Origin of the sequence: Modestobacter roseus (assembly GCF_007994135.1) — a bacterium.
GTDB classification, from domain to species: domain Bacteria; phylum Actinomycetota; class Actinomycetes; order Mycobacteriales; family Geodermatophilaceae; genus Modestobacter; species Modestobacter roseus.
Genome location: NZ_VLKF01000001.1, coordinates 2,667,934 through 2,690,837 on the forward strand (window position 1 = coordinate 2,667,934; position 22,904 = coordinate 2,690,837).

26 protein-coding genes are annotated in these 22,904 nt (G+C 73.7%); 9 read left to right on the forward strand and 17 right to left on the reverse strand.

The features are described 5' to 3' along the window. Window positions 1-4 precede the first annotated feature (4 nt). The 4 genes from JD78_RS12605 (at window position 5) to JD78_RS22610 (ending at window position 2,450) form a co-directional block, all read left to right on the forward strand. Window positions 5-883: a cold shock domain-containing protein gene (locus JD78_RS12605; protein ID WP_166521161.1), complete on the forward strand. Its 879-nt coding sequence runs from the start codon at window positions 5-7 to the stop codon at window positions 881-883. A gap of 73 nt (window positions 884-956) precedes the next feature. After that, window positions 957-1,685: a hypothetical protein gene (locus JD78_RS12610; RefSeq protein WP_153361410.1), complete on the forward strand. Its 729-nt coding sequence runs from the start codon at window positions 957-959 to the stop codon at window positions 1,683-1,685. A 34-nt stretch (window positions 1,686-1,719) separates the two neighbouring features. Beyond that, window positions 1,720-2,211 carry a YqjF family protein gene (locus JD78_RS12615; protein WP_279526842.1) on the forward strand — a complete coding sequence of 164 codons (492 nt, stop codon included), beginning with the start codon at window positions 1,720-1,722 and terminating at the stop codon, window positions 2,209-2,211. Next, entirely contained in the window at window positions 2,094-2,450 is a 357-nt protein-coding gene (locus tag JD78_RS22610; protein ID WP_279526843.1) for a DUF2071 domain-containing protein, read from the forward strand. Before JD78_RS12615 ends, JD78_RS22610 begins: the two co-directional genes overlap by 118 nt. A gap of 37 nt (window positions 2,451-2,487) precedes the next feature. On the opposite strand, the gene JD78_RS12620 is transcribed toward JD78_RS22610, so the two are convergent. Next, complete coding sequence (locus JD78_RS12620; protein WP_166521162.1) at window positions 2,488-3,870, reverse strand: dicarboxylate/amino acid:cation symporter; 1,383 nt, start codon at window positions 3,868-3,870, stop codon at window positions 2,488-2,490. A gap of 307 nt (window positions 3,871-4,177) precedes the next feature. On the opposite strand from JD78_RS12620, the gene JD78_RS12625 reads away from it, so the two are divergent. The 3 genes from JD78_RS12625 (at window position 4,178) to JD78_RS12635 (ending at window position 7,185) form a co-directional block, all read left to right on the forward strand. Continuing rightward, window positions 4,178-4,825: a DedA family protein gene (locus JD78_RS12625; protein ID WP_166521163.1), complete on the forward strand. Its 648-nt coding sequence runs from the start codon at window positions 4,178-4,180 to the stop codon at window positions 4,823-4,825. A 69-nt stretch (window positions 4,826-4,894) separates the two neighbouring features. Next, entirely contained in the window at window positions 4,895-6,070 is a 1,176-nt protein-coding gene (locus JD78_RS12630; protein ID WP_153361408.1) for a sensor domain-containing phosphodiesterase, read from the forward strand. 86 nt (window positions 6,071-6,156) lie between these two features. Beyond that, window positions 6,157-7,185, forward strand: coding sequence for a Gfo/Idh/MocA family protein (locus JD78_RS12635; protein WP_153361407.1), 1,029 nt, complete (start codon window positions 6,157-6,159; stop codon window positions 7,183-7,185). Here the strand turns inward: JD78_RS12635 and JD78_RS12640 are convergent. After that, entirely contained in the window at window positions 7,182-9,209 is a 2,028-nt protein-coding gene (locus JD78_RS12640) for a methylmalonyl-CoA mutase family protein (protein WP_166521164.1), read from the reverse strand. The genes JD78_RS12635 and JD78_RS12640 overlap by 4 nt on opposite strands. A gap of 116 nt (window positions 9,210-9,325) precedes the next feature. Between JD78_RS12640 and JD78_RS12645 the strand changes: the two genes are divergently transcribed. Beyond that, entirely contained in the window at window positions 9,326-9,643 is a 318-nt protein-coding gene (locus tag JD78_RS12645) for a hypothetical protein (protein WP_153361406.1), read from the forward strand. Between the two features lie 23 nt (window positions 9,644-9,666). On the opposite strand, the gene murA is transcribed toward JD78_RS12645, so the two are convergent. Next, entirely contained in the window at window positions 9,667-10,962 is a 1,296-nt protein-coding gene (gene murA, locus JD78_RS12650) for a UDP-N-acetylglucosamine 1-carboxyvinyltransferase (protein WP_153361405.1), read from the reverse strand. An 88-nt stretch (window positions 10,963-11,050) separates the two neighbouring features. Here murA and JD78_RS12655 point away from each other — a divergent pair, with 88 nt between their 5' ends. Next, on the forward strand, window positions 11,051-11,659 hold the full coding sequence (locus JD78_RS12655; RefSeq protein WP_153361404.1) for a cob(I)yrinic acid a,c-diamide adenosyltransferase: 609 nt from the start codon (window positions 11,051-11,053) through the stop codon (window positions 11,657-11,659). Between the two features lie 27 nt (window positions 11,660-11,686). On the opposite strand, the gene JD78_RS12660 is transcribed toward JD78_RS12655, so the two are convergent. From JD78_RS12660 to JD78_RS12725, 14 genes are all read right to left on the reverse strand, one after another. Continuing rightward, window positions 11,687-12,091, reverse strand: coding sequence for a DUF2550 domain-containing protein (locus JD78_RS12660; RefSeq protein WP_153361403.1), 405 nt, complete (start codon window positions 12,089-12,091; stop codon window positions 11,687-11,689). Between the two features lie 40 nt (window positions 12,092-12,131). Continuing rightward, window positions 12,132-12,521: a F0F1 ATP synthase subunit epsilon gene (locus JD78_RS12665; RefSeq protein WP_153361402.1), complete on the reverse strand. Its 390-nt coding sequence runs from the start codon at window positions 12,519-12,521 to the stop codon at window positions 12,132-12,134. 152 nt (window positions 12,522-12,673) lie between these two features. Beyond that, window positions 12,674-12,907 carry a hypothetical protein gene (locus tag JD78_RS12670; RefSeq protein WP_166521165.1) on the reverse strand — a complete coding sequence of 78 codons (234 nt, stop codon included), beginning with the start codon at window positions 12,905-12,907 and terminating at the stop codon, window positions 12,674-12,676. Window positions 12,908-13,129: 222 nt separating this feature from the next. Further along, entirely contained in the window at window positions 13,130-14,575 is a 1,446-nt protein-coding gene (gene atpD, locus JD78_RS12675) for a F0F1 ATP synthase subunit beta (RefSeq protein ID WP_153361400.1), read from the reverse strand. Window positions 14,576-14,678: 103 nt separating this feature from the next. Further along, window positions 14,679-15,650, reverse strand: a complete 972-nt coding sequence (locus JD78_RS12680; RefSeq protein WP_153361399.1) for a F0F1 ATP synthase subunit gamma — start codon at window positions 15,648-15,650, stop codon at window positions 14,679-14,681. 1 nt (window position 15,651) lies between these two features. Next, a complete protein-coding gene (gene atpA, locus JD78_RS12685; RefSeq protein WP_153361398.1) occupies window positions 15,652-17,289 on the reverse strand; it encodes a F0F1 ATP synthase subunit alpha in 1,638 nt (545 codons plus the stop codon). A 94-nt stretch (window positions 17,290-17,383) separates the two neighbouring features. Then, window positions 17,384-18,214: a F0F1 ATP synthase subunit delta gene (locus JD78_RS12690; protein ID WP_153361397.1), complete on the reverse strand. Its 831-nt coding sequence runs from the start codon at window positions 18,212-18,214 to the stop codon at window positions 17,384-17,386. Continuing rightward, entirely contained in the window at window positions 18,214-18,762 is a 549-nt protein-coding gene (locus tag JD78_RS12695; RefSeq protein ID WP_153361396.1) for a F0F1 ATP synthase subunit B, read from the reverse strand. Before JD78_RS12695 ends, JD78_RS12690 begins: the two co-directional genes overlap by 1 nt. 53 nt (window positions 18,763-18,815) lie before the next feature. Continuing rightward, window positions 18,816-19,046, reverse strand: coding sequence for an ATP synthase F0 subunit C (gene atpE / locus JD78_RS12700; protein WP_014377627.1), 231 nt, complete (start codon window positions 19,044-19,046; stop codon window positions 18,816-18,818). 111 nt (window positions 19,047-19,157) lie between these two features. Further along, on the reverse strand, window positions 19,158-19,985 hold the full coding sequence (gene atpB, locus JD78_RS12705; RefSeq protein ID WP_153361395.1) for a F0F1 ATP synthase subunit A: 828 nt from the start codon (window positions 19,983-19,985) through the stop codon (window positions 19,158-19,160). Further along, entirely contained in the window at window positions 19,982-20,227 is a 246-nt protein-coding gene (locus JD78_RS12710; protein WP_228395273.1) for an AtpZ/AtpI family protein, read from the reverse strand. The genes atpB and JD78_RS12710 overlap by 4 nt, the downstream gene beginning before the upstream one ends. Window positions 20,228-20,319: 92 nt before the next feature. Further along, a complete protein-coding gene (locus JD78_RS12715; RefSeq protein WP_153361393.1) occupies window positions 20,320-20,805 on the reverse strand; it encodes a hypothetical protein in 486 nt (161 codons plus the stop codon). Next, entirely contained in the window at window positions 20,802-22,052 is a 1,251-nt protein-coding gene (locus JD78_RS12720; RefSeq protein ID WP_228395272.1) for a glycosyltransferase family 4 protein, read from the reverse strand. Before JD78_RS12720 ends, JD78_RS12715 begins: the two co-directional genes overlap by 4 nt. A gap of 177 nt (window positions 22,053-22,229) precedes the next feature. After that, a complete protein-coding gene (locus tag JD78_RS12725) occupies window positions 22,230-22,871 on the reverse strand; it encodes an L-threonylcarbamoyladenylate synthase (RefSeq protein WP_153361392.1) in 642 nt (213 codons plus the stop codon). Window positions 22,872-22,904: the final 33 nt, after the last annotated feature.

Here is a 22,904-nt window from a genome sequence, read left to right on the forward strand (position 1 = left end):
GCGCATGATCACCACGCTCCGCGCGTCCGCCGTCGTCGGCCTGCTGGCCGTGCTCGCCGCCTGCGCCGAGGGGAGCGGCGGCACCACCGCTGCGCCGGCCACCCCCGGCCTGGAGCTCCCCGACGCCGCCGATGCGCTGGTGCTGTCGGTGGAGCAGACCGGCGGCTTCACCACGCCGGAGATGCTGGCGGCCCGGCTGCCGGTGGTGAGCGTCTACGCCGACGGGCGGGTGCTGACCGAGGGGCCGGTCATCGCGATCTACCCCGGCCCGGCCTGGCCCAACGTGCAGGTGCAGCAGATCGACCCGGCCGACGTCCGGGCCCTGGCGCAGCGGGCGCTGGACGCCGGGCTCGCGGAGGACGGCGACCTCGGCTCGCCGCCGCTCGCCGACGCGACCAGCACCCGGTTCACCCTGCAGACCGCCGACCAGGCGTTCGTCCGGGAGGCGTACGCCCTGGCCGAGGGGCAGGACTGGCCCGACAGCGGACTGACCGAGGACCAGCAGGAGGCCCGCGCCCGGCTGGCCGAGCTGCGCGACGCCCTCACCGACCTGACCGCCACCCTCGGCGCGGACGCGGTGAGCGAGACCGAGCCGTACGAGCCGGCCGCCGTCACCGCCCTGGTCCGGCCGTGGACCGAGCCGGCCGACGACCTGGCCCCACCGGCGGAGGTCGCCTGGCCCGGTCCGGCCCTGCCGGGCGAGCCGCTCGCGCCGGGCGTGACCTGCCTGACCGTCGAGGGCGAGCAGGCCGCCGCCGTCGTCGCCGCCGCCCGGGACGCCACGACGGCGACCCCGTGGGTGGGGTCCGACGGCGCCCGGTGGTCGGTCACCTTCCGGCCGCTGCTGCCGCACGAGGAGGGGTGCGCCGACCTGACGGCGTGAGCCCGGCGGCACTCCGGTGCGGTGCCGGGCGTGTCGAGGGCCCCGGGCCGGTGCGGGCTGCCAGGGTCTGCCCGTGCGGCGACCGACGACCCTGCTGGACGGGTCCCGCCGCGAACGGGTCCTGCTCGGCGGGCTCCTCGTCCTGCTGGTCGTCGTCGCCCCGCTCGCGGCGTTCCTCGGCGACCCGGCGCTGGCCGCGCTGGTGACCGCCGGCCCGGCCGTGGTCGGGCTGCTGGTCGCCTACGCGGGAGCCGTGGCACCCCGCGGCCCGGCCGGGGGACGACCGGACGCCCGCACCGCGCTGGACGCGACGGCCCCGGCGGTCTCGGTGCGGGTGGCCGACGTGGTGGCCTCCCGGGGCGACGGCGACGTCCGCTTCGAGCTGCGGCTGGAGGTGGAGAACCACGGCGCCGCACCGGTGGTGGTCGTACCGGGCCGGTCGTCCCGCGGACGCTTCCGCGACCAGGGGTCGCTGGCCCTGCCCCCGCGCCGCGGCGGCGCCCATCCGGGCCCGCACGTCGGCTCCCTCGACCTGCAGCTGGTGGTGCCGGCACCCGAGGTGGCCGCCGGACTGGCCGGCTGCACCGGCCGGCGGTTCGGCTGGACCGGCGTCACGGTCGTCCTGCTGGCGCACAACCTGGGCCGCACGGTCACCGACGAGCTGCGGCTGGCCTTCGACCTGGAGCCCTTCACCCGCACCGCCGACGGCGGCTGGGCGTGGACCGAGGACCTGCTCACCGACGACGGGGGCTGGGGCTGGCTCGCGGGCCGGTCCTACCGGGACCTCCCGCTGCCGGTCTGACGGGGCGAGCGGGAGACCGGGGAAGCTGGAGGGCATGGCCGACCCGGAACCGTCCACCGCGACCAGCCCACGCCCGGTGCTGCGCGGCATCTCCACCCAGGGCTGGCGCGACCTGGCCTTCCTGCACTGGGCGGTCGACCCCGCCGTGGTCGCCCCGCTGCTGCCGGCCGGGACCGTGCCCGACGTGCACGAGGGCGCCACCTACGTCGGCCTGGTGCCCTTCCGGATGGTCCGCATCGGCCTGTTCGGCAGCCCGGGGCTGCCGTATCTCGGCACGTTCGCCGAGACGAACGTGCGGCTGTACTCGGTCGACGACGCCGGCCGCCGGGGCGTGGTCTTCCGGTCGCTGGACGCCGAGCGGCTGCTGCCCGTGCTCGCCGCCCGCTGGGTGGCCCGGCTGCCCTACCTGTGGTCGCGGATGCGCGTGGAGCGCACCGGCGACCGGGTCCGCTACACCTCCACCCGCCGCTGGCCGGGCCCCGGCCGGCGGAGAGCCGGGTCGAGCTGCGGATCGGGGAGCCGCTGACCGGGGACGACCCGCTGGCCCGGTTCCTGACCGCGCGCTGGGGGCTGCACCGCCCGGGCCGGCGCGGGCCCGTCTACTGGCCCAACGAGCACCCGGAGTGGCCGCTGTTCTCCGCCGAGCTGGTCTCGCTGGAGGAGTCGCTGCTGGCCGCGGCCGGGCTGCCGGACGTCACCGGCGCGCCCGACAGCGTCCTGTTCTCCCCCGGCGTCGACGTCCGGTTCGGGCCGCTGCTGCGCTGATCCCGGCCCGGCGGGGTGAGCGCCGGGCCGGGGAACCTCAGACCGACGCGGGCTGCGGGGCGCGCAGGTCGCCGTCGACGCCGTCCTGGCCGGTCGCGGCGCGCAGCGGGTCGGCGGTGCGGGTGGCGTTGAACCGGGCGAGGTCCAGGATGCCCTCCCGCTTGGCGACGATGGTCGGCACCAGCGCCTGGCCGGTGACGTTCGTCGCGGTGCGGCCCATGTCCAGGATCGGGTCGACCGCCAGCAGCAGCCCCACCCCGGCCAGCGGCAGGCCCAGGGTGGACAGCGTCAGCGTGAGCATCACGACGGCACCGGTGACGCCCGCGGTCGCCGCCGAGCCGACCACCGAGACCAGCGCGATGAGCAGGTAGTCGGTCAGCGACAGCGGCACGTCGAAGAACTGGGCCACGAAGATCGCGGCCAGCGCCGGGTAGATCGCCGCACAGCCGTCCATCTTCGTGGTCGCGCCCAGCGGCACGGCGAAGGAGGCGTAGCTGCGCGGGACCCCGAGGTCGGCCTCGGTCACCCGCTGGGTCACCGGCAGCGTGCCGATCGAGCTGCGGGAGACGAAGGCGAGCTGGATGGCCGGCCAGGCGCCGGCGTAGAAGCGCAGCGGCGAGAGGCCGTGCAGCTTCAGCAGCACCGGGTAGACGACGAGCAGGACGATCGCCAGGCCGGCGTAGACCGCGCCGACGAAGACACCGAGCGAGCCGAGCGACGTCCAGCCGTAGCTGGCCACCGCGTTGCCGATCAGGCCGACGGTGCCGATCGGGGCCAGCAGGATGACCCACCAGAGGACCTTCTGCACGACCGCCAGCACCGAGCGGGTCACCGACAGGAACGGCTCGGCGGCCTCGCCCACCTTGAGCGCGGCGACGCCGATGGCGACCGAGACGACGATCAGCTGCAGGATGTTGAAGCTCACCCCACCGGAGCCGTTGCCCTCCAGGCCGAGGAAGTTCGCCGGCACCAGGCCGGTGAGGAAGTCCCACCACGAACCGGACCCGCCGTCGTAGTCGGCCAGCGCGGCGTCGACGGAGCTGTTGTCCCCGGGCCGGGTGAGCAGCCCCAGCCCGATGCCGATGGAGACGGCGATCAGCGAGGTGATCGCGAACCACAGCAGGGTCTGCCCGGCCAGCCGGGCGGCGTTCGACACCTGCTTGAGGTTGGCGATGCTCACCACGATCGCGGTGACGATCAGCGGGACGACGATCGCGCGCAGCAGCCCGACGAAGCTGCTGCCGATGGTGCCGAGGGTGCTGGTCAGCCAGTTGGCGTCGGTGCCGGGGACCAGCGTCCCGTCGACGAAGGAGCCCTCGACGGGGCCCATCGCGCGGGCGACGAGCCCGAGGGCGATGCCGACGACGAGGCCGAGGAGGACCTGGACCGCGAACGGGACGCGGCGCAGACGTGCGAGCACGGTGGTGGTGCCTTTCCGGAGATGAGGTGGGGGAGGGGGTGCCGCACCGCGCCTAGCGGTCGGCGGTCATCCGCCCGAAGTCGATGACGCGTCGCCGCGTCAGCCCCCAGCCATCACCCACGGGGGGACGAAGGCGCCGCGGGTGGGTCCCGATTCCCGCCGGTGACCGTGATCACCGTCCGGCGGGAGCCGTCCGGGAGTCGCAGGCGGGTGCTACTCCCGGGGGACCCCGATCGAGACCTCGGGTGGATGTGCCCGGCCGCCGGCGCGAGCAGGCTGGCCGCATGCCGTCCCCGGGGAGCCGACCGTGACCGACGCCCTGCTGACCTGGGTGCACGACCTGATGGCCTCGCCCTGGGTGCTGGTGGCCCTGTTCACGCTGGCCGCCGTCGACGGCTTCTTCCCGGTGGTGCCGGGCGAGAGCGTGGTCATCACCGCCGGGGTGTTCGCCGCCACCGGCCAGCCCGACCTGCCGTGGGTGATCGCGGCCGCCGCGCTCGGCGCGTTCGCCGGCGACCACGTCTCCTACCTGCTCGGGCACACGGCGGGCCCGCGGCTGCGCTCCCGGGCGCGGCCCGGCAGCCGCCGCGCCGCCCTCGACCGGGCCGATCGGCTGCTCGCCCGGCGCGGGGGCGTGCTGCTGGTGACCGCCCGCTACGTGCCCGGACTGCGGACGGCGGTCACCCTGACCGCCGGCGCGGTCGGCTGGCCGCTGCGCCGGTTCACGCCGTTCGCCGCGCTGGCCGCGGCCACCTGGGCCGGGTGGTCCGCGGGGATCGGGTACGTCGGTGGGCTGGCCTTCGAGCGCGACCCGCTGCGCGGTCTGCTGCTGGGACTGGGGCTGGCGCTGGGTCTCGCCGCACTGGGCGAGCTGGTCCGCTTCCTGCTGCACCTCCGGCGCCCCCGGGACGACGAGCCCACCGACCCGGCACGAGTGCCGGTGCCGGCGGGCTGAACCCGCGACCCGGAGGACAATCGGTACCAGGTCGTTCCGCCATCGCCGCTCCTGCGGGACACTGGGCGAGTGATCGGGAGCACACCGTCGCCGTCCGCACCCGCCCTGTCCCCCGCCTGGCTGCACCGGGTGCTCGACGCGGCGCGCACCCGGCTGGGCATGGAGGTGGCCTGGATGTCGACGTTCACCGAGAGCGCCCAGCTGATCCAGGCCGCCAGCGGCGCGCTGGAGGAGATGCACGTCCAGGAGGGGATGCAGCCCTCGCTGGAGGGGTCGTTCTGCGTGCGGGTGCTCGGCGGGCAGCTCCCCCCGGTGGTCACCGCCGCCCGCCGGAACACGGTCACGCGCGACCTGGCGGTCACCGCCGACCTGGGCATCGGGTCCTACGTGGGGGCGCCGGTGCGGAGCCCGGACGGCCGCCCGGTCGGGATGCTGTGCTGCCTGAGCCGCGACGACGGCGCCCACCTGGACGGCGCCGCCGCCCGCACCCTGGAGCTGCTGGCCGACCTCATCGCCGACCGGCTGGCCGACCCGCTGCCCGCACCCCCGCTCGACCCCGCCGGGCAGGTGCGCGAGGTGCTCCTCGAGGGCGGGGTCGTCACCCACGTGCAGCCGATCGTCGACCTGGCGAGCGGGGCGACGGTGGCCTACGAGGCGCTCGCCCGGTTCCCCGAGGTCGGCGGCGGACCTGCGGGGCTGTTCAGCGCCGCGGCCGCCGCCGGGCTCGGGCGGGAGCTGGAGGAACTGGCCGCCCGCGCCGCCCTCGCCGTCGCCCCGCGGCTGCCCGCAGGACGCCCGCTCGGGATCAACCTCTCCCCGGACGCGCTGCTGTCCCGGTCGGTGACCGGCCTGCTGCTCGACCACCGGCACCTCGACCTCGCGGTCGAGGTCACCGAGCACAGCCCGGTCGCGGACTACGACGCCCTGGAACGGGCGCTCGGGTGCCTGCGGGAGGCCGGGATCGGGCTGACCGTCGACGACGCCGGGGCCGGGTACGCCAGCCTGCGGCACGTGCTGCGGCTGCGCCCGGACGCCGTCAAGCTCGACATCGCGCTGGTGTCCGGCCTGCACACCGACCCGGCCAAGCAGGCGATGGTGACCGCGCTGGTCAGCTTCGCCGCCGCGACGGGGACCCGGCTGGTCGCCGAGGGGGTCGAGGAGGCCGCCGAGCTGGAGACCCTGCGGTCCCTGGGCGTGGGCCAGGGGCAGGGGCACCTGTTCGGCCGGCCGGCGCCGCTGCTCTGAGTGCCCTGGCGGCGGGCTGCCCGCTCCCGCCGACCCCGGGCAGGAGAGGATCCGGGCACGCGTCGTCGAGGCAGGGAGCGCAGGAGATGGACCCCGTTCGGTTCGGACTGGTCGGCTACGGGTTCGGCGGGCGGTACTTCCACGCGCCGCTGCTGGCCGCCGCCGCGGAGGTCGACCTGGTCGGCGTCGTCACCTCCTCGGCGCAGCGGCGGGAACTGGTGGCCCGCGAGCACCCCGGGACGGCGACGTTCGGGTCGCTCGCCGAGCTGCGTGCCGCCGGGGCGGAGGCGGTGGCGATCTCCACGCCCGCCGACACCCACAGCGCGCTGACCGACGAGGCGCTGGACCTCGGCCTCGCCGTCGTGTGCGACAAGCCGTTCGCGCTCGACGCGACCGCCGCCCTCGCCAGCGTCGAGCGGGCCGAGCGGCTGGGCCTGCGCCTGGCGCCGTACCAGAACCGGCGCTGGGACTCCGACTTCCGCACCGTCCAGGCGCTGGCCGAGGCCGGCACGCTCGGCACGATCACCCGGTTCGAGTCCCGCTTCGAGCGCTTCACCCCCGAGCCCGGGCCCGCGCCCGCCGGCGGGGGCACGCTGCTGGACTTCGGCAGCCACCTGGTCGACCAGGCCCTGGTGCTGCTCGGCCCGGTCACCTCGGTCTACGCCGAGTGGCGGGTGCGCGCGAACGGGCTGGACGACGACGTCTTCGTCGCCCTGACCCATGTCGGCGGCGCCCGCTCGCACCTGGCCGGCAGCTGGAGCGAGGGGGCGCCGGGCGACCGCTTCCGGGTCACCGGCACCGCCGGCAGCTACGTCGTCGGCGGGCCGATGGACGGCCAGGAGGACGCGCTGGTCGCCGGGCAGACCCCGGCCACCCTGGGGCCGGCCTGGGGTGCCGAGCCCGAGGAGCGCTGGGGGCGGGTCCGGCGCGGCGACCAGGCCGAGCGGGTGCCCACGCTGCCCGGCGCGTGGGACACCTTCTACCCGGCGTTCGCCGCCGCGGTGCGGGGCCTCGGCCTGGTGCCGGTGGAGCCCCGGGACGCCGTCGCCAGCCTCACCGTGCTCGACGCCGCCCGGCGCAGCGCCACCGAGGGCGTCGTCGTCCGGCTCCCCTAGACAGGCGCCGGGACGTCGTCCGGGAGGTCGTGGGCCGCCCGGACGACGTCGACGATCTCGCCCATGATCCCGGTGATGCCGACGTCCTTCGGGGTGAACACCCGGGCCACCCCCAGCTCCCGCAGCCGGCGGGCGTCGGCGTCGGGGACGATGCCGCCGACGACCACCGGGACGTCGTCCAGGCCGGCCGCGCGCAGACCGTCGAGCACGGCCGGCACCACCTGCAGGTGCGAGCCGGAGAGCACCGAGAGCCCGACGACGTGCACGTCCTCCTCGACGGCGGCCGCCACGAGTTGGGCGGGGGTCAGCCGGATGCCCTGGTAGACGACCTCGAAGCCGGCGTCCCGGGCGCGGACGGCGATCTGCTCGGCGCCGTTGGAGTGCCCGTCCAGCCCCGGCTTGCCCACCAGCAGGCGGAGCCGGCCGCCGAGCTCCTCCCCCGTCCGGCGCACCCGCGCGCGCACCTCGGCCAGGTCGGCGTCGCCACCCCCGTCGGGGTGGCCGCCACCGGCCGCGGCCACCCCGGTCGGCGCCCGGTACTCCCCGAACACCTCGCGCAGCACCCCGGCCCACTCCCCCGTGGTCACCCCAGCCCGGGCGCAGTCCAGGGTCGCGGGCACCAGGTTGGCATCGGTGCCGGCCGCCTCCCGCAGCGCGGCCAGCGCGCGGCGCACCGGCTCCGGGTCGCGGGCGGCCCGCCACGCGCGCACGGCCTGCTGGGCGGCGGCCTCCACCGCGGGATCGACGGTCTGGACCGCGGTGTCCAGGTCGGCCAGCAGCGGGTTGGGCTCGGTGGCCTGGAACCGGTTCACCCCGACGACGACGTCGTCACCGCGCTCCAGCCGGCGCCGGCGTTCGGCCAGCGAGGCGACCAGCCGGCCCTTCATGTAGCCGGACTCCACCGCGGCGACCGCGCCGCCCAGCTCCGCCACCCGCGCCATCTCCGCGCGGGCACCCTCGACCAGCTCGGCGACCTTGGCCTCGACCACCACCGACCCGGTGAACAGGTCCTCGTACTCCAGCAGGTCGGTCTCGTGGGCGAGCACCTGCTGCAGGCGCAGCGACCACTGCTGGTCCCACGGCCGGGGCAGCCCGAGCGCCTCGTTCCAGGCCGGCAGCTGCACCGCGCGGGCCCGGGCGTCCCGGGAGAGGGTGACGCCGAGCATCTCCAGCACGATCCGCTGGACGTTGTTCTCCGGCTGCGCCTCGGTCAGGCCGAGGGAGTTGACCTGCACGCCGTAGCGGAACCGGCGCTGCGCCGGGTCCTGCACGCCGTAGCGCTCGAGGGTCAGCTCGTCCCACAGCCGGCCGAAGGCGCGCATCTTGCACATCTCCTCGACGAACCGGATCCCGGCGTTGACGAAGAAGGAGATCCGGGCGACGACGTCGCCGAACCGCTCCGGCGGCACCTGCCCGGAGTCCCGGACCGCGTCCAGCACCGCGATCGCGGTGCTCATCGCGTAGGCGATCTCCTGCACCGGCGTCGCCCCGGCCTCCTGCAGGTGGTAGCTGCAGATGTTGATCGGGTTCCACCGCGGCATCGCCGTCACCGTGTAGGCCACCATGTCGGTGATCAGCCGCAGGCTCTGCGCCGGCGGGAACACGTACGTGCCGCGGGACAGGTACTCCTTGATGATGTCGTTCTGCGTCGTCCCGGCCAGCTGGGCGACGTCGTGCCCGTGCTCCTCGGCGACCACCTGGTAGAGCGCCAGCAGCCACATGGCCGGGGCGTTGATGGTCATCGACGTGTTCATCCCGTCGAGCGGGATGCCGTCGAAGAGCGCCCGCAGGTCACCGAGGTGGCTCACCGGGACGCCGACCTTCCCCACCTCCCCCACGGCCAGCTCGTCGTCGGGGTCGTAGCCGGTCTGGGTGGGCAGGTCGAAGGCGACCGACAGGCCGGTCTGGCCCTTGGCCAGGTTGCGGCGGTAGAGCGCGTTGGACTCGGCGGGGCTGGAGTGGCCGGCGTAGGTGCGCATGACCCACGGACGGTCGCTCTCCTTCGGCGCTGAAGGGAACGGCATGCCGCCGCAGTGTAGGGAGGCTACCGGCCGGTAACAACGGCTCGCGTGCCCGGCGGGAGTGGCACACTCGGTCGCGGGCCGGTGACCGACCGACCCGGTCCAGCCAGGAGGTGGCCGTGCCGATCGACGCCGGGAGCCTGCACTTCATCGTGGGGCCGGCCATCGCGCTGGCGGTGCTCGTCCTGATCGGGTTCTTCCTGCGCTGGGCGTTCGCCTCGGACTCCTCGGCGAAGCCGCGCCGGCCCGAGGAGCTGCTCACCCCGGTCGCGTCGATGACCCGCCGGGAGTCGGCGCTGGCCTTCCGTGCGGTGCTCTCCGACGCCGGCATCCGCTCGACGATCCGGCACCCGGCCGCGCACCGCTCGGACGTGCTGGTCTTCCCCGAGGACCTCGACCGCGCCCGCGCGCTCGCGCTGTCCTTCCACGGCCAGTGACGACGGCGCCCTGACGGCGGGCGTCAGCCCGGGCGCTCGGTCCGTTCGATCTGCACGCCGACCCCGCGCAGCTGGTCGAGGAACGCCGGGTAGCCGCGGTCGACGTGGTGCACGTCCTGCACCTCGGTGACCCCGTCGGTGAGCAGGCCGGCGAGCACCAGGCCGGCACCGGCGCGGATGTCGGTGGCCAGCACCGGCGCGCTGGACAGCCGCTCGCGGCCGCGGACCACCGCGTGGTGGCCGTCGATGCGCACGTCGGCCCCCAGCCGGACCAGCTCGTTGACGAACATGAACCGGCCCTCGAACACGTTCTCGGTGATCAGCGCGGTGCCCGTCGAGACCGCGGCCAGGGCCACCGCCATCGGCTGCAGGTCGGTCGGGAAACCCGGGAAGGGCAGCGTGACGACGTCGACCCCGCGCGGGCGGTCGTCCATCGCGACCCGCACCCCGTCGGGTCGGGCCTCGACGGTGGCCCCGGCGGCGACCAGCTTCTCCAGCGGCACGGAGAGGTGGTCGGCGACCGCGCGCTCGACGAGGACGTCGCCACGGGTCATGACCGCCCCGATCGCCCACGTGCCGGCGACGATCCGGTCGGGCACGGTCGTGTACTCGACGGGGTGCAGCTCGCTCACCCCCTCGACGGTGATCGTGGAGGTGCCGGCGCCCTCGATCCGGGCGCCCATCGCCGTGAGCATCCGGCAGAGGTCGACGATCTCCGGCTCGCGCGCGGCGTTGTCGACCACCGTGGTGCCCTGAGCCAGGACCGCGGCCATCACCAGGTTCTCGGTGGCCCCGACGGACGGGAAGTCCAGCCAGATGGAGGTGCCCACCAGCGTCGGGGCGGTGGCGATCAGGAAGCCGTGCTCGTTGACCACCGTGGCACCCAGCCGCTCGAGGCCGGCGACGTGCATGTCCAGACCGCGGGACCCGATCGCGTCACCACCGGGGAGGGCCACCTTGGCGGTGCCCAGTCGCGCCACCAGCGGGCCGAGGACGCTGATCGAGGCCCGCATCCGGCGGACCAGGTCGTAGTCGGTCTCGCTGGAGGGCTCCTCGGGAACGTCGATGAGCACCCGGCCGCCCCCGCTGCGGCTCTCGCCCTCGCGCGCCGGGTACCGCTCGTAGCTGACCCCGCAGCCCAGCCGGCGCAGCACCTCGCTCATGATCTCGACGTCGAGGATGTCGGGCACCTCGTCGAGGGTGGTGCGGCCCGGGGCGAGCAGCGCCGCGGCCATGAGCTTGAGAGCGCTGTTCTTCGCACCGGTGACCCGCACCCGGCCGCGCAGCGACGTACCGCCGGTCACCTCGAAGCACTCCACGAGCCCAGCCTAGAGGCGCCCGCCGCGCCCCCTCGCCGGCGTGGTCCCACCCCGGTCCGCCCGGGCCGCGCAGCCTAGGCTCCTGGGCATGACCGTCCGGCTGACCCGCATCTACACCCGCACCGGTGACGCCGGCCAGACGCACCTGGGCGACATGTCCCGGGTGACCAAGACCGACCCCCGGCTCATCGCCTACGCCGACGTCGACGAGACCAACAGCGTGCTGGGCGTCGCCCTGGCGCTGGGCTCCCCCACCCCCGAGGTCGCCGGCCTGCTGAGCTCGGTGCAGAACGACCTGTTCGACGTCGGCGCCGACCTGTCCACCCCGGTGGTCGCCGAGCCCGCGCACCCCCCGCTGCGGGTCACCGCCGCCTACACCGAGCGGCTGGAGGCGGCGTGCGACGAGCACAACGCGCAGCTGCCCGCGCTGACCTCGTTCGTGCTCCCCGGCGGGACGCCGCTGGCCGCACTGCTGCACCAGGCCCGCACCGTGGCCCGGCGGGCGGAGCGCAGCGTCTGGGCGCTGCTCGAGGCCGACGGCGAGCGCACCAACGCCGAGACCGCGCGCTACCTCAACCGGCTCTCGGACCTGCTGTTCATCCTCGCCCGGCGGGCCAACCCCGACGGCGACGTGCTGTGGGAGCCCGGCGCGCACAGCGGCGTGCACGCCCAGCGCGAGGCCCGCGACCGCAGCTGACGGGAACGGCCCCTCCCGAGGGGCCGTTCAGCGGTCGACGGGCGGGGCGGACTCGATCCAGGACAGGAAGCCGGTCACCGTCGAGGGGTCCATCGCGAGCTCCTGCGGGCCGACGCCGGTGCGGCAGGTCAGCACCACGCTCTCGGCAGGGAGCGCGAGGTCGCCCTCGTCGGGACGACGCCGCGCCTCGACCTGGAACTCACCACGGCACAGGCGCTGGTTGGGCCGCACGGAGAGGGAGAGCGCGCGGTACCAGAGCAGGGTGTCGCCGGAGTACCAGGCGACGCCGAGCCCCCAACGGCCCGCGTCGGGGGCCCGCAGCCACATCGTGACCGCGCCCAGCCCGGAGAGCAGGAAACGACGACGCAGCAGGAAGGCCGCGACCAGCGCCACCAGCAGCACGCCGACGACGACCAGGACGAGGGTGGTCACCGGGGCGCGGCTGGCGGGAGCGGGAGAACGGTCCGGCCGATCAGGCGTCCTGGCCGGCGGCACGCAGCCGGGACTGGGCTCGGCGGCCTGCGGCGACCGCCTCCGGGTCGTCCCCGGCCTGCTGGGCGCGGCGGAGCGCCTCACGGGCCCGCTCGACGTCGATCTCGTCAGCGAGCTCCGCGGTCTCGGCGAGGATCGAGACGCCCTGGCCGGTCACGGAGAGGAAGCCCCCGTGGGCGGCGACGACGAGCTCCTCGCCGGACTCCTGCTGGATGCGGACGATGCCGCCGGGGGCCAGCTCGCCGAGCAGCGGTGCGTGACCGGCCAGCACCCCGAGCTCACCTTCGGTGGTCCGCGCGATCACCCGGGTGGCCTCACCCGACCAGATCATCCGCTCCACGGCCACGAGCTCGACCTGCAAGGTCGCCACGACACTCCTCGGGGGTCACCGGGCCGGCGGTGCGCCGGCGGTGCGGGCCACCGGTCCGGCTGGACGCGGCGACGGGTCGCACTCACTGTAACGGCAGACGCGGCCGCCACCTCGCCCAGGGCGCCTCGGCGCCGCGGCAGGAGGATCCTCGCTCAGGCGCTGCGCCGGTAGACGACGGTCCAGCGGCCGAGGCGCACCTGGGGGTGCCACACGACCGATGGCGGAGCCCAGTCGTCCTCGGCGGCGGCGAAGGAGCGCCCCTCGACCGGCGCGTAGGGCGGCCAGCTCCACTCCAGGGCGTCCGCGGGCAACGGCGCGTGCCGGTCACCGGGGAGCGCGTCCACGGCCGTCGGTCGCAGCGGTCCTGCGAGGTCCCTCTTGCGCACGAGCCGATCTCCCCGGTGCCGCACCCGCTGGTCGGGTGCTCCCGGACCATGGTCGTCACGTCCCTGCCGTTCCTTGAGCGCCGGTGCACGCCGACCACCCGATCGGGGACCCGGGCCGCGCGCGTCGTCACCCTGCGCACCTCCGACACCGCAGGTGCAGCACGACGACGGCCGGGCCCCCGAAGGGACCCGGCCGACGTGACGTGCTGGAACGGTCGTCGATCAGCTCTTCTTGAGCTTGTCGAAGTTCCGCTCGAGGTCCTCGAGGCCACCGCACATGAAGAAGGCCTGCTCGGGGACGTGGTCGTACTCGCCGGCCGCGACCGCCTTGAACGCCTGCAGCGTCTCCGACAGCGGGACGTAGGAGCCAGGCTGACCGGTGAAGGCCTCGGCGACAAACATGTTCTGCGAGAGGAAGCGCTCGATGCGACGGGCCCGGTTGACGGTGACCTTGTCCTCCTCACCGAGCTCGTCGATGCCGAGGATCGCGATGATGTCCTGCAGCTCCTGGTAGCGCTGCAGGATCCGCTGCACCTCGCGGGCGATGTCGTAGTGCTCCTGCCCGATGTACTGCGGGTCGAGGATCCGGCTGGTGGAGTCCAGCGGGTCGACGGCCGGGTAGATGCCCTTCTCGGAGATGGGCCGGGAGAGCACCGTGGTGGCGTCGAGGTGGGCGAACGTGGTGTGCGGCGCCGGGTCGGTGATGTCGTCGGCGGGCACGTAGATCGCCTGCATCGAGGTGATCGACCGGCCGCGGGTGGAGGTGATCCGTTCCTGCAGCGTGCCCATCTCGTCGGCCAGGGTCGGCTGGTAGCCCACCGCGGAGGGCATGCGCCCGAGCAGGGTGGAGACCTCGGAGCCGGCCTGGGTGAACCGGAAGATGTTGTCGATGAAGAGCAGCACGTCCTGGTCGGCCTCGTCGCGGAAGTACTCCGCCATGGTCAGCGCCGACAGCGCGACCCGCAGCCGGGTGCCCGGCGGCTCGTCCATCTGGCCGAAGACCAGCGCGGTCGAGTTGATGACGCCGGACTCGGTCATCTCGGTGATGAGGTCGTTGCCCTCGCGGGTCCGCTCCCCCACGCCGGCGAAGACCGAGACGCCACCGAACTCCTGGGCGACGCGGCGGATCATCTCCTGGATGAGCACCGTCTTGCCCACGCCGGCACCGCCGAACAGGCCGATCTTCCCGCCGCGCACGTAGGGCGTCAGCAGGTCGATGACCTTGATGCCGGTCTCGAGCAGGTCGGTGCGTCCCTCGAGCTGGTCGAACTTCGGCGCGTGCCGGTGGATCGTCCAGTGCGGGGCGTCCTCGCCGTAGCCGGGGGTGTCCAAGCACTCGCCGAGCGCGTTGAACACGTGGCCGGTGACGGCCTCGCCGACGGGCACGGAGATCGCCGAGCCGGTGTCGCTGACCGGGGCCCCGCGGACCAGGCCGTCGGTCGGGGCCATGGAGATGGTGCGGACCACGTTGTCGCCCAGGTGCTGGGCGACCTCGAGGGTCAGCGTCTTGCGGAGGTCGGCCAGGGTGACGTCGACCTTCAGCGCGTTGAACAGGTCGGGCATCGCGTCGCGGGGGAACTCGACGTCGACGACCGGCCCGGTGACCCGGACGACGCGGCCGGAGCCGGTCGTCTCCCGGGTGGTCGGACGGTCCTCGGTGACGGTCATCTGTGCTGCTCTCCTGCCCTCGGGCTCGGTGGTCCTACGTCTTCAGTGTCCCCGGCGGCGGCGATCGGCGCCGCCGCCGGCGGACGGTGGAACGGGTGCGGGCTCAGTCGTCCTGGCCCGCAGAGACCAGCGCGTCGGCGCCGCCGACGATCTCGCTGATCTCCTGGGTGATCTCCGCCTGCCGGGCCTGGTTGGCCTGGCGGGACAGGTTCTTGGCCAGCTCCTCGGCGTTGTCCGAGGCGGACTTCATCGCCCGCCGCCGCGACGCCGACTCCGAGGCCGCGGCCTCCAGCATCGCCGCGTAGATGCGGGTGGTGACGTACTTGGGCAGCAGCGCGTCCAGCAGCTGCTCCGGCGAGGGCTCGAACTCGTAGGAGGCCACCGGCTCGTTGCCGTTACCGGGCTGCTGCTCCTCGAGCTCGTCGACCTCTTCGACGACCAGGGGCGCCATCCGCTTGGCGACGGGCACCTGGCTCAGCAGCGAGCGGAACTCGGTGTAGACGATGTGCAGCTCGTCCACGCCCAGCACGCCATCGGCGCCGGCGCCGCCGGAGGCCCCGGCGTCCGCTCTGTCATCGTCGGCCCCGGCGGTGAACGCCTCGATCAGCGTGCTGCCGACCTCCTGGGCGTTCTCGTACCCGGGCTGCTCGGAGAAGCCGGTCCAGCTGTCCTCGATGGCGCGCTCACGGAACCGGTAGTACGTCTCGCCCTTGCGGCCGACGACGTACAGCAGCGGCTCCTTGCCCTCGTCCCGCAGCAGACCGAGGAGCTCCTCGGTGCGCCGCAGCACGTTGACGTTGTACGAGCCGGCGAAGCCCCGGTCGGAGGTGATCACCAGGACCGCCACCCGGCGCGGGTTCTCCCGCTCGGTCAGCAGCGGGTGGTCCAGGCTGGCGGAACCCGCCAGCGCGGAGAGCACCCGGGTGATCTCCCGGGAGTAGGGCTTGGAGGCCTCCACCCGGGCCTGGGCACGCACGATGCGGGCACCGGCGATCAGCTCCTGCGCCGAGAAGATCTTCTTCGTCGAACGCGTGGAGCGGATCCGGCGCCGCAGCGCGCGCAGACTGCCGGCCACGTCAGGAGCTCCGCTTGACCCGGACGGTCTCCTGGCCGCGCTCGCTGGCGTCCATGGACTCGACCTCGGGCTCGTTGATCTGCAGCGACTCGCCGTCACCGGTGGTGAACTGCCCGTAGAAGGCCTCCACCGCCCGCTCCAGGCTGCTCACCGTGTCGTCGCTGAGCTTCTTGCTGTTGCGGATGTCGTCGAAGACGGTGTTGTCGCCCCGGGCGATGAAGTCCAGGAACTCCGACTCGAACCGCCGGACGTCGCTGACCGGCACCTTGTCCAGCTTGCCGGTCGTGCCCAGCCACAGCGAGACGACCTCGCGCTCGACCGGGTAGGGCGAGTACTGCCCCTGCTTGAGCAGCTCGACCAGCCGCTGACCGCGGTCCAGGGTGGCCCGGCTGGAGGCGTCGAGGTCCGAGGAGAAGGAGGAGAAGGCCTCCAGCTCGCGGAACTGCGCCAGGTCGAGGCGGAGCCGGCCGGCGACGGACTTCATCGCCTTGATCTGGGCGGAGCCACCGACGCGGGACACCGAGATGCCCACGTTGATCGCCGGGCGCACACCGGAGTTGAACAGACCCGTCTCGAGGAAGATCTGGCCGTCGGTGATGGAGATGACGTTGGTCGGGATGTACGCCGACACGTCGTTGCCCTTGGTCTCGATGAGCGGCAGGCCGGTCATCGAACCCGCGCCCAGCTCGTCGTTGAGCTTCGCGCAACGCTCGAGCAGGCGGGAGTGCAAGTAGAAGACGTCGCCGGGGTAGGCCTCGCGGCCCGGCGGGCGGCGCAGCAGCAGCGACACCGCGCGGTAGGCCTCGGCCTGCTTGGACAGGTCGTCGAAGACGATCAGGACGTGCTTGCCCTCGTACATCCAGTGCTGGCCGATGGCCGAGCCGGTGTAGGGGGCGATGTACTTGAAGCCGGCGGCCTCCGAGGCCGGGGCGGCGACGATGGTCGTGTACTCCATCGCGCCGGCGTCCTCGAGCGCCGCGCGGGTGGCGGCGATCGTGGAGCCCTTCTGGCCGACGGCGACGTAGATGCAGCGGACCTGCTGCTTCGGGTCGCCGGTCGCCCAGGCCTGCTTCTGGTTGATGATCGTGTCCAGCGCGATCGCGGACTTGCCGGTCTGCCGGTCGCCGATGATCAGCTGGCGCTGACCGCGGCCGATCGGCGTCATGGCGTCGATCGCCTTGATGCCGGTCTGCATCGGCTCGTGCACCGACTGCCGCTGGACCACCGTGGGCGCCTGCAGCTCGAGGGCGCGGCGGGTGCTGGTCTCGATCTCGCCGGCGCCGTCGATGGGGTTGCCCAGCGGGTCGACGACCCGGCCGAGGTAGCCGTCGCCGACCGGGACGGAGAGGACCTCGCCGGTCCGGCGGACCGTCTGGCCCTCCTCGATGCCGGCGAAGTCACCGAGGATGACGACGCCGACCTCGCGGGTGTCGAGGTTCAGCGCCAGGCCACGCACACCGCCCTCGAACTCGAGCAGCTCGTTGGTCATGACCGAGGGCAGGCCCTCGACCCGGGCGATGCCATCGCCGGACTCGGTGACGACGCCGACCTCTTCCCGGGAGACGTCCGGGGTGTACTCGGTGACGTAGTTCTGGATGGCACTGCGGATCTCGTCCGCAGAGATCGTCAGCTCGGCCATGGCTCTCGCGTCCTCTTCTGCTGGTGTCTTCGGGTGGTGGGGCGGGCCGGGTCTGGGCGGCGGGCCGGGTGCGCGCGGCGTGGCCGCGGCGGGCTCAGCCGGCCAGCCGCCGGCCGGCGGCCTCGAGGCGGTGGGCGATGCTGCCGTCGATGACCTCGTCGTCGACGCGGATGACCAGCCCGCCGAGGACCGCCGGGTCGATCTGGATCTGCAGCCCCATGGTCCGCCCGTAGATGCGCTCGAGTGCGGTGACGAGCCGCCGCTGCTGCGGCTCGGTGAGCGGGACCGCGCTGATCACCGAGGCGACCGACCGGCCGCGCCGGTGGGCCGCGACCGTGGACAACCGCTCGATCTCGTTCTCCGCGTTGAACACGTGCGAGCTGGTGAGCGAGTTCCGCAGCAGCCGGTCGGTGACCGGGCTGACCTTCCCGGCCAGCAGCCGGTCCAGCAGCTCCAGCTTCCCCGGGCGGGGCGCCGAGCGGTCACCGAGGATCCGGGCCAGCTGCGGGTCCGCGGCCACGATGCGGCCGAACCGGAACAGCTCGTCCTCGACGCCGTCGAGTTCGCCACGGGCATCGGCCGCGTCGAGCGCGGCCTCCGTCGCCAGCGTCTCGGTGGCCTCGACCAGGTCCAGCGGGCGGGACCACCGCTGCCGGGCCACCGTCTCGACGACGTCGAGGGCGGTGGCACCGACCTGGGCGGACAGCAGCCGACGGGCCAGCCCGGCCCGGTCGTCCGGACGGACGGACGGGTCGGACAGCGCCCGGCGCAGGGTGACCTGCCCGTCGAGCAGGTGCGCGACGGCGAACAGCTCGTCGGCCAGCGAGAGCAGCGAGTCACCGCGGGTGCGACTGCGCGCCCCTGCGGTGTGCTGCTCCAGCTGCGCCCGTGAGGCGTCCAGGGCGGCCCGGCTCGCGGCGTGCATCAGCGAGTGCCCCCGGACGCGGACGAGGCGGTCATGCCGTCCAGGTTGTCCAGGAACCGGTCGACCGTGCCGCTGCGGCGGGCGTCATCGGCGAGGGACTCACCGACGACCCGGCCGGCCAGGTCGACCGCGAGCGTGCCGATCTGGCCGCGCAGCTCGGTGACCACCTGCTGGCGGGAGGCAGCGAGCTGCTCCTCGCCGCGGGCGACGATCCGCGCGGACTCCTCCTGGGCCTGGGCCCGGAGCTCCTCGATGATGCGCTGCCCCTCGGCGCGCGCGGCATCGCGGATCTGCGCCGCCTCGGTGCGGGCCTCGGCCAGCTGGGCGCGGTACTGCTCCAGCGCCGCCTTGGCCTCGGCCTGCATCGCCTCGGCACGCTCGATGCCACCCTCGATCGCCTCGCGGCGGGCCTGGAAGACCTGCTCGAAGCGGGGGGCTACGACCTTCATCATCACGAACAGGAGGACCAGGAAGGCGATCGTCCCGATGATGATCTCGCCCACCGGTGGGATGAGCGGGTTCGCGCTCTCCGCAGCCAGGATGCTCATGCTGTCAACGTCCTCGTCTGGGTGTCAGTGACCGATCTCGTCAGCGAGGTGGCTCAGGTGCCGTAGACGAGCGGGGCGACGAAGCCGATGAGGGCCAGCGCCTCGGCCAGGGCGAAGCCCAGGAAGGCGTAGGTACGGGTGAGACCGGCCGACTCGGGCTGGCGAGCGGTGGCCTGGATGTAGGCGGCCCAGACGAGGCCCACACCGATACCGGGGCCGATCGTGGCGATGCCGTAGCCGACCGAACCGATGCTGCCCTCGAGCTCTGCGAGTACCTCGATCATTGCGGGGTGTTCCTCCTGTGTCGGTCGCCCGGTGGACACCGGGCGGCTGGCGGGGTGGTGCGGGTGGTGCAGTTCAGGTCGACCGGGGGCGGTCGGGGGTGGGCGATCCGATCAGTGCGCGGCCTCGACCGAACCGTTGAGGTAGGTGCCCATCAGCATGGTGAAGACGTAGGCCTGCAGGAAGATCACCAGCAGCTCGAAGAACGTCATCACGATGGCCATCAGCGCGGAGATCGGCCCGAAGACGGCGGAGAAGTTGCCCACCGTGAACAGGTAGGTGGCGCCCAGCGCGAAGGTGACCAGCAGCATGTGGCCGGCGAACATGTTGGCGAAGAGCCGGACCGCGAGCGTGAACGGCCGCACGATGAAGTTCTGCAGCAGCTCGAGCGGGGTGATCAGGATGTACATCGGCTTGGGCACGCCGGGGAGGAAGGCGATGTCCCGGAAGTAGGGCACCAGGCCCTGGTTCTTGATGCCGACCCAGATGTAGACGACCCAGCAGATCAGGGCCAGCACCAGCGGGAAGGCGAACTTCGACATCGGCGAGATCTGCGCGAGCGGGATGATCGCCATCAGGTTGTTCGCCAGGATGAAGAAGAACAGCGAGGCGAGGAACGGCGCGAAGGGCAGCCCCTTCGGGCCGACCACGTCGCGGGCGATCCCGTCGCGGATGAAGGAGTAGCCGCTCTCGCCGACCCACTGCAGCTTCCCCGGCACGATCTGCGGGTTGCGGACCGTGGCGACCAGGAAGGCGATCATCGCCGCGGTGGCGATCCACAGCAGCAGCGTGATGCGGGTGATCTCGAAGTCGACGCCGAGGATCGAGAACTGGAAGAGCGCCTCGGGGAAGAACTCACCGAGGCCGGGGGGCACGAAGCCGCCACCGGGGTCGCTCTCCACAGCGAGCACGTCGCCGAGCGCGTGGGCGCTGGAGGTCACCGTCGTCCCTTCTGCGTCCTGGGCTGGCTCCGTCGTCCGCCCGGGGTGGTACCGGTGTGCTGCCCGGGGACCGGGTCGAGCGCACCGTACTTCTTGACCACAACGTAGATGGCCACACTCACGCCGAGCACCACGCCTACCGGCAGGAAGAAGATCGTCTCCAGCCACCGGTCCAGCAGCCACCCGACCCCGCCCCACACGGCCATCCCGGACATCATGGTCCCGGTGACCGCCCAGCCCATGTCGGCCCCGCTGGGCTGACGAGCTGGTACTACGGGTCGTGGTCGGGCTTCCCCGCGAGCGGGCAGGTCCTCAGCCATCGCGCCGGACACTATCAGCCGCGTGTCGCGGCCTCTCCGGGTCCGCTGCCCGACCCATCTGCGGCCCCACCCGGTGGACTGGGTGGCGGCACGTAGTAGAGCTGCCGGGTCCACACCCACCGGAGCTGCACCCCGCTCCACAGCAGCGCACCGGCGACCACCGTCCAGGCCATCACCTGCCGGTCCGGCCAGCCGTCCTCCGGCAGCCCGGTCAGCAGCGGGAAGAGCAGCACGGCCTTGAGCCCGAAGGTGCCCAGCGCGGCGGGCAGCGTCCAGGTGTCGTCGACCCGGCCGGCCCAGCCGACCACCGCACCGGAGACGCAGAAGAAGAACGTGACGATCGCGCTGCCGAGCAGCACGCTCAGCGCATCCGCCCAGCTCAGCGCCAGGCCGACGACCAGCGCGGCGACCGCGGCGAGGGCCGTGGTGACCAGCACGCCGACCCGCAGGAACGACAGGTCCCACGGCACGGCCGACCGCTCCGGCGTCCCGGCGGTCATCGTCGGACCCCCGCCGGCCGAGGTGCCTCGGGCTGCGCCGGGACGACGTCGGCCGCTCGCCTCCCCCGCGCCGCACGGGTCGCGGGGTGCGCGGTGCGGCTGCGTTCCCGCATGGCCGCGAGCTCGGCCTGACGGGCGGCGATCGCGGCCCGCCGGGCCCGCGGGCTGAGCACGACCACGACCCCCACCACCAGCAGCGCACCGATCACCACGAGCACCTCGACGGTGCCCCCGGTGATGGACAGCGCGACGGCGCCGAAGCTCAGCAGGGCAGCCCAGAAGTACATGATCAGCACCGCCCGGCGGTGCGAGTGGCCGATCGACAGCAACCGGTGGTGCAGGTGCATCTTGTCCGGCGCGAACGGCGACTGCCCGCGCATGCTGCGCCGCACGACCGCCATCACCAGGTCCATGAACGGGATGAAGAGCACCGCGACCGGCACCAGCAGCGGCAGGGTGAGCGGCAGCAGGCTGGCTGCCGAGCCGAGGGTCTGCGAGTCGGTCTGCCCGGTGGCCGAGACCGCGGCGGCCGAGAGCATCAGTCCGACCAGCATCGACCCGGAGTCGCCCATGAAGATCCGCGCCGGGCTGAAGTTGTGCGGCAGGAAACCCAGGCAGGCGCCGGCGAGCACGGCGGTGATCAGCGCCGGGGCGCTGGAGACGTCGTCGTAGCCGATGTAGCCCAGGTGGTAGCTGTAGGCGAAGAAGGCCAGCGCGGCGATCGCCGAGACCCCCGCGGCCAGGCCGTCGAGGCCGTCGATGAAGTTGAGGGCGTTCACCGTGAGCACGGTCAGCAGCACGGTCGCCGGCACCCCGACGTCCGGGCCCAGCGACAGCGTGCCGATGTCGGCGACCGGCAGGAACACGTAGGCCAGCTGGACGCCGAGGAGGACCATCACCCCGGCCGCGGCGATCTGCCCGGTGAGCTTGGTCAGTGCGTCGAGGCCGAACCGGTCGTCGAGCACGCCGAGGAGGCAGATCAGGCCTCCGGCGACCAGCACCGCCACCGTCTGCGAGCTGAAGTCGAAGCTGCGCTGCAGCGAGGGCAGCTGTGCGGCCACCAGCACGCCGGCGGCCACCCCCAGGTACATCGCCACTCCCCCGCCGCGGGGGGTCGGGATGACGTGCACGTCGCGGTCGCGGACCGCCGCCATCACCTTGAAGCGGACCGCCGCGACCCGCACCACGGGGGTGGCCAGGAAGGTGACCAGCCCCGCGGCGAGCAGGACGACGGCGTACTCGCGCATGCGGTCAGCCGGCCGTCGGGTGCGTTCCGCACGGACGGGTCATCGGGGTGCACTCCAGAGCGGTGGTGGGACGTCGACGCCGCGATCCCCGGGGCGGGGGCGGCAGACACGCCACGGTATCCCGTGTCGAGGCCCCGCCCCTGCCAGACGGCTGTGAACTGTGGCCGCGTCCGGTCGCTAGTCGGTGAGCTCGGGCACGACCTCGCGCAGCCGCGCGACGTCGATGGCCCCGTGCCGGAGCACCCGAGGGGCCGGGGCGGTGCAGTCGACGATCGTGCTCGCGCTGCTCCCGGTCCGCGGGCCCGCGTCGAGCACCACGGCCGCGTGCTCACCGAGCTGGGCCACCGCCTCCTCCGCGGTGGTCGCCGCCGGCCGGCCCGACCGGTTGGCACTGGACACCGCCAGCGGCCCGGTGCGCCGCAGCAGGTCACGGGCGACGTCGTCGTCGGGCAGACGGACCGCCACGGTGCCCTCCGCGTCGCCGAGGTCCCAGGCCAGCGAGGGCGCGTGCTCGACCACCAGGGTGAGCCCGCCGGGCCAGAACGCCTCGGCGAGGGCGTGCGCGGTCTTCGGCACGGTCGTCACCAGCCCGGCCAGGGTCGAGGCCTCACCGATGAGCACGGGCGTGGGCATGCTGCGGCCGCGGTTCTTCGCGGCCAGCAACCGGGTGACGGCCGCCGGGGTGAAGGCGTCGGCGGCGACGCCGTAGACGGTGTCGGTGGGCACGAGGACGAGCTCGCCACGCGAGACGGCGACCGCGGCGGCGGTCAGCCCCTGCTCGCGGAGCTCGGGGTCACTGCAGTCGTAGACGTCGGGCACGAGTGCGCAGTCTGCTCCCCCTACGCTGCGCAC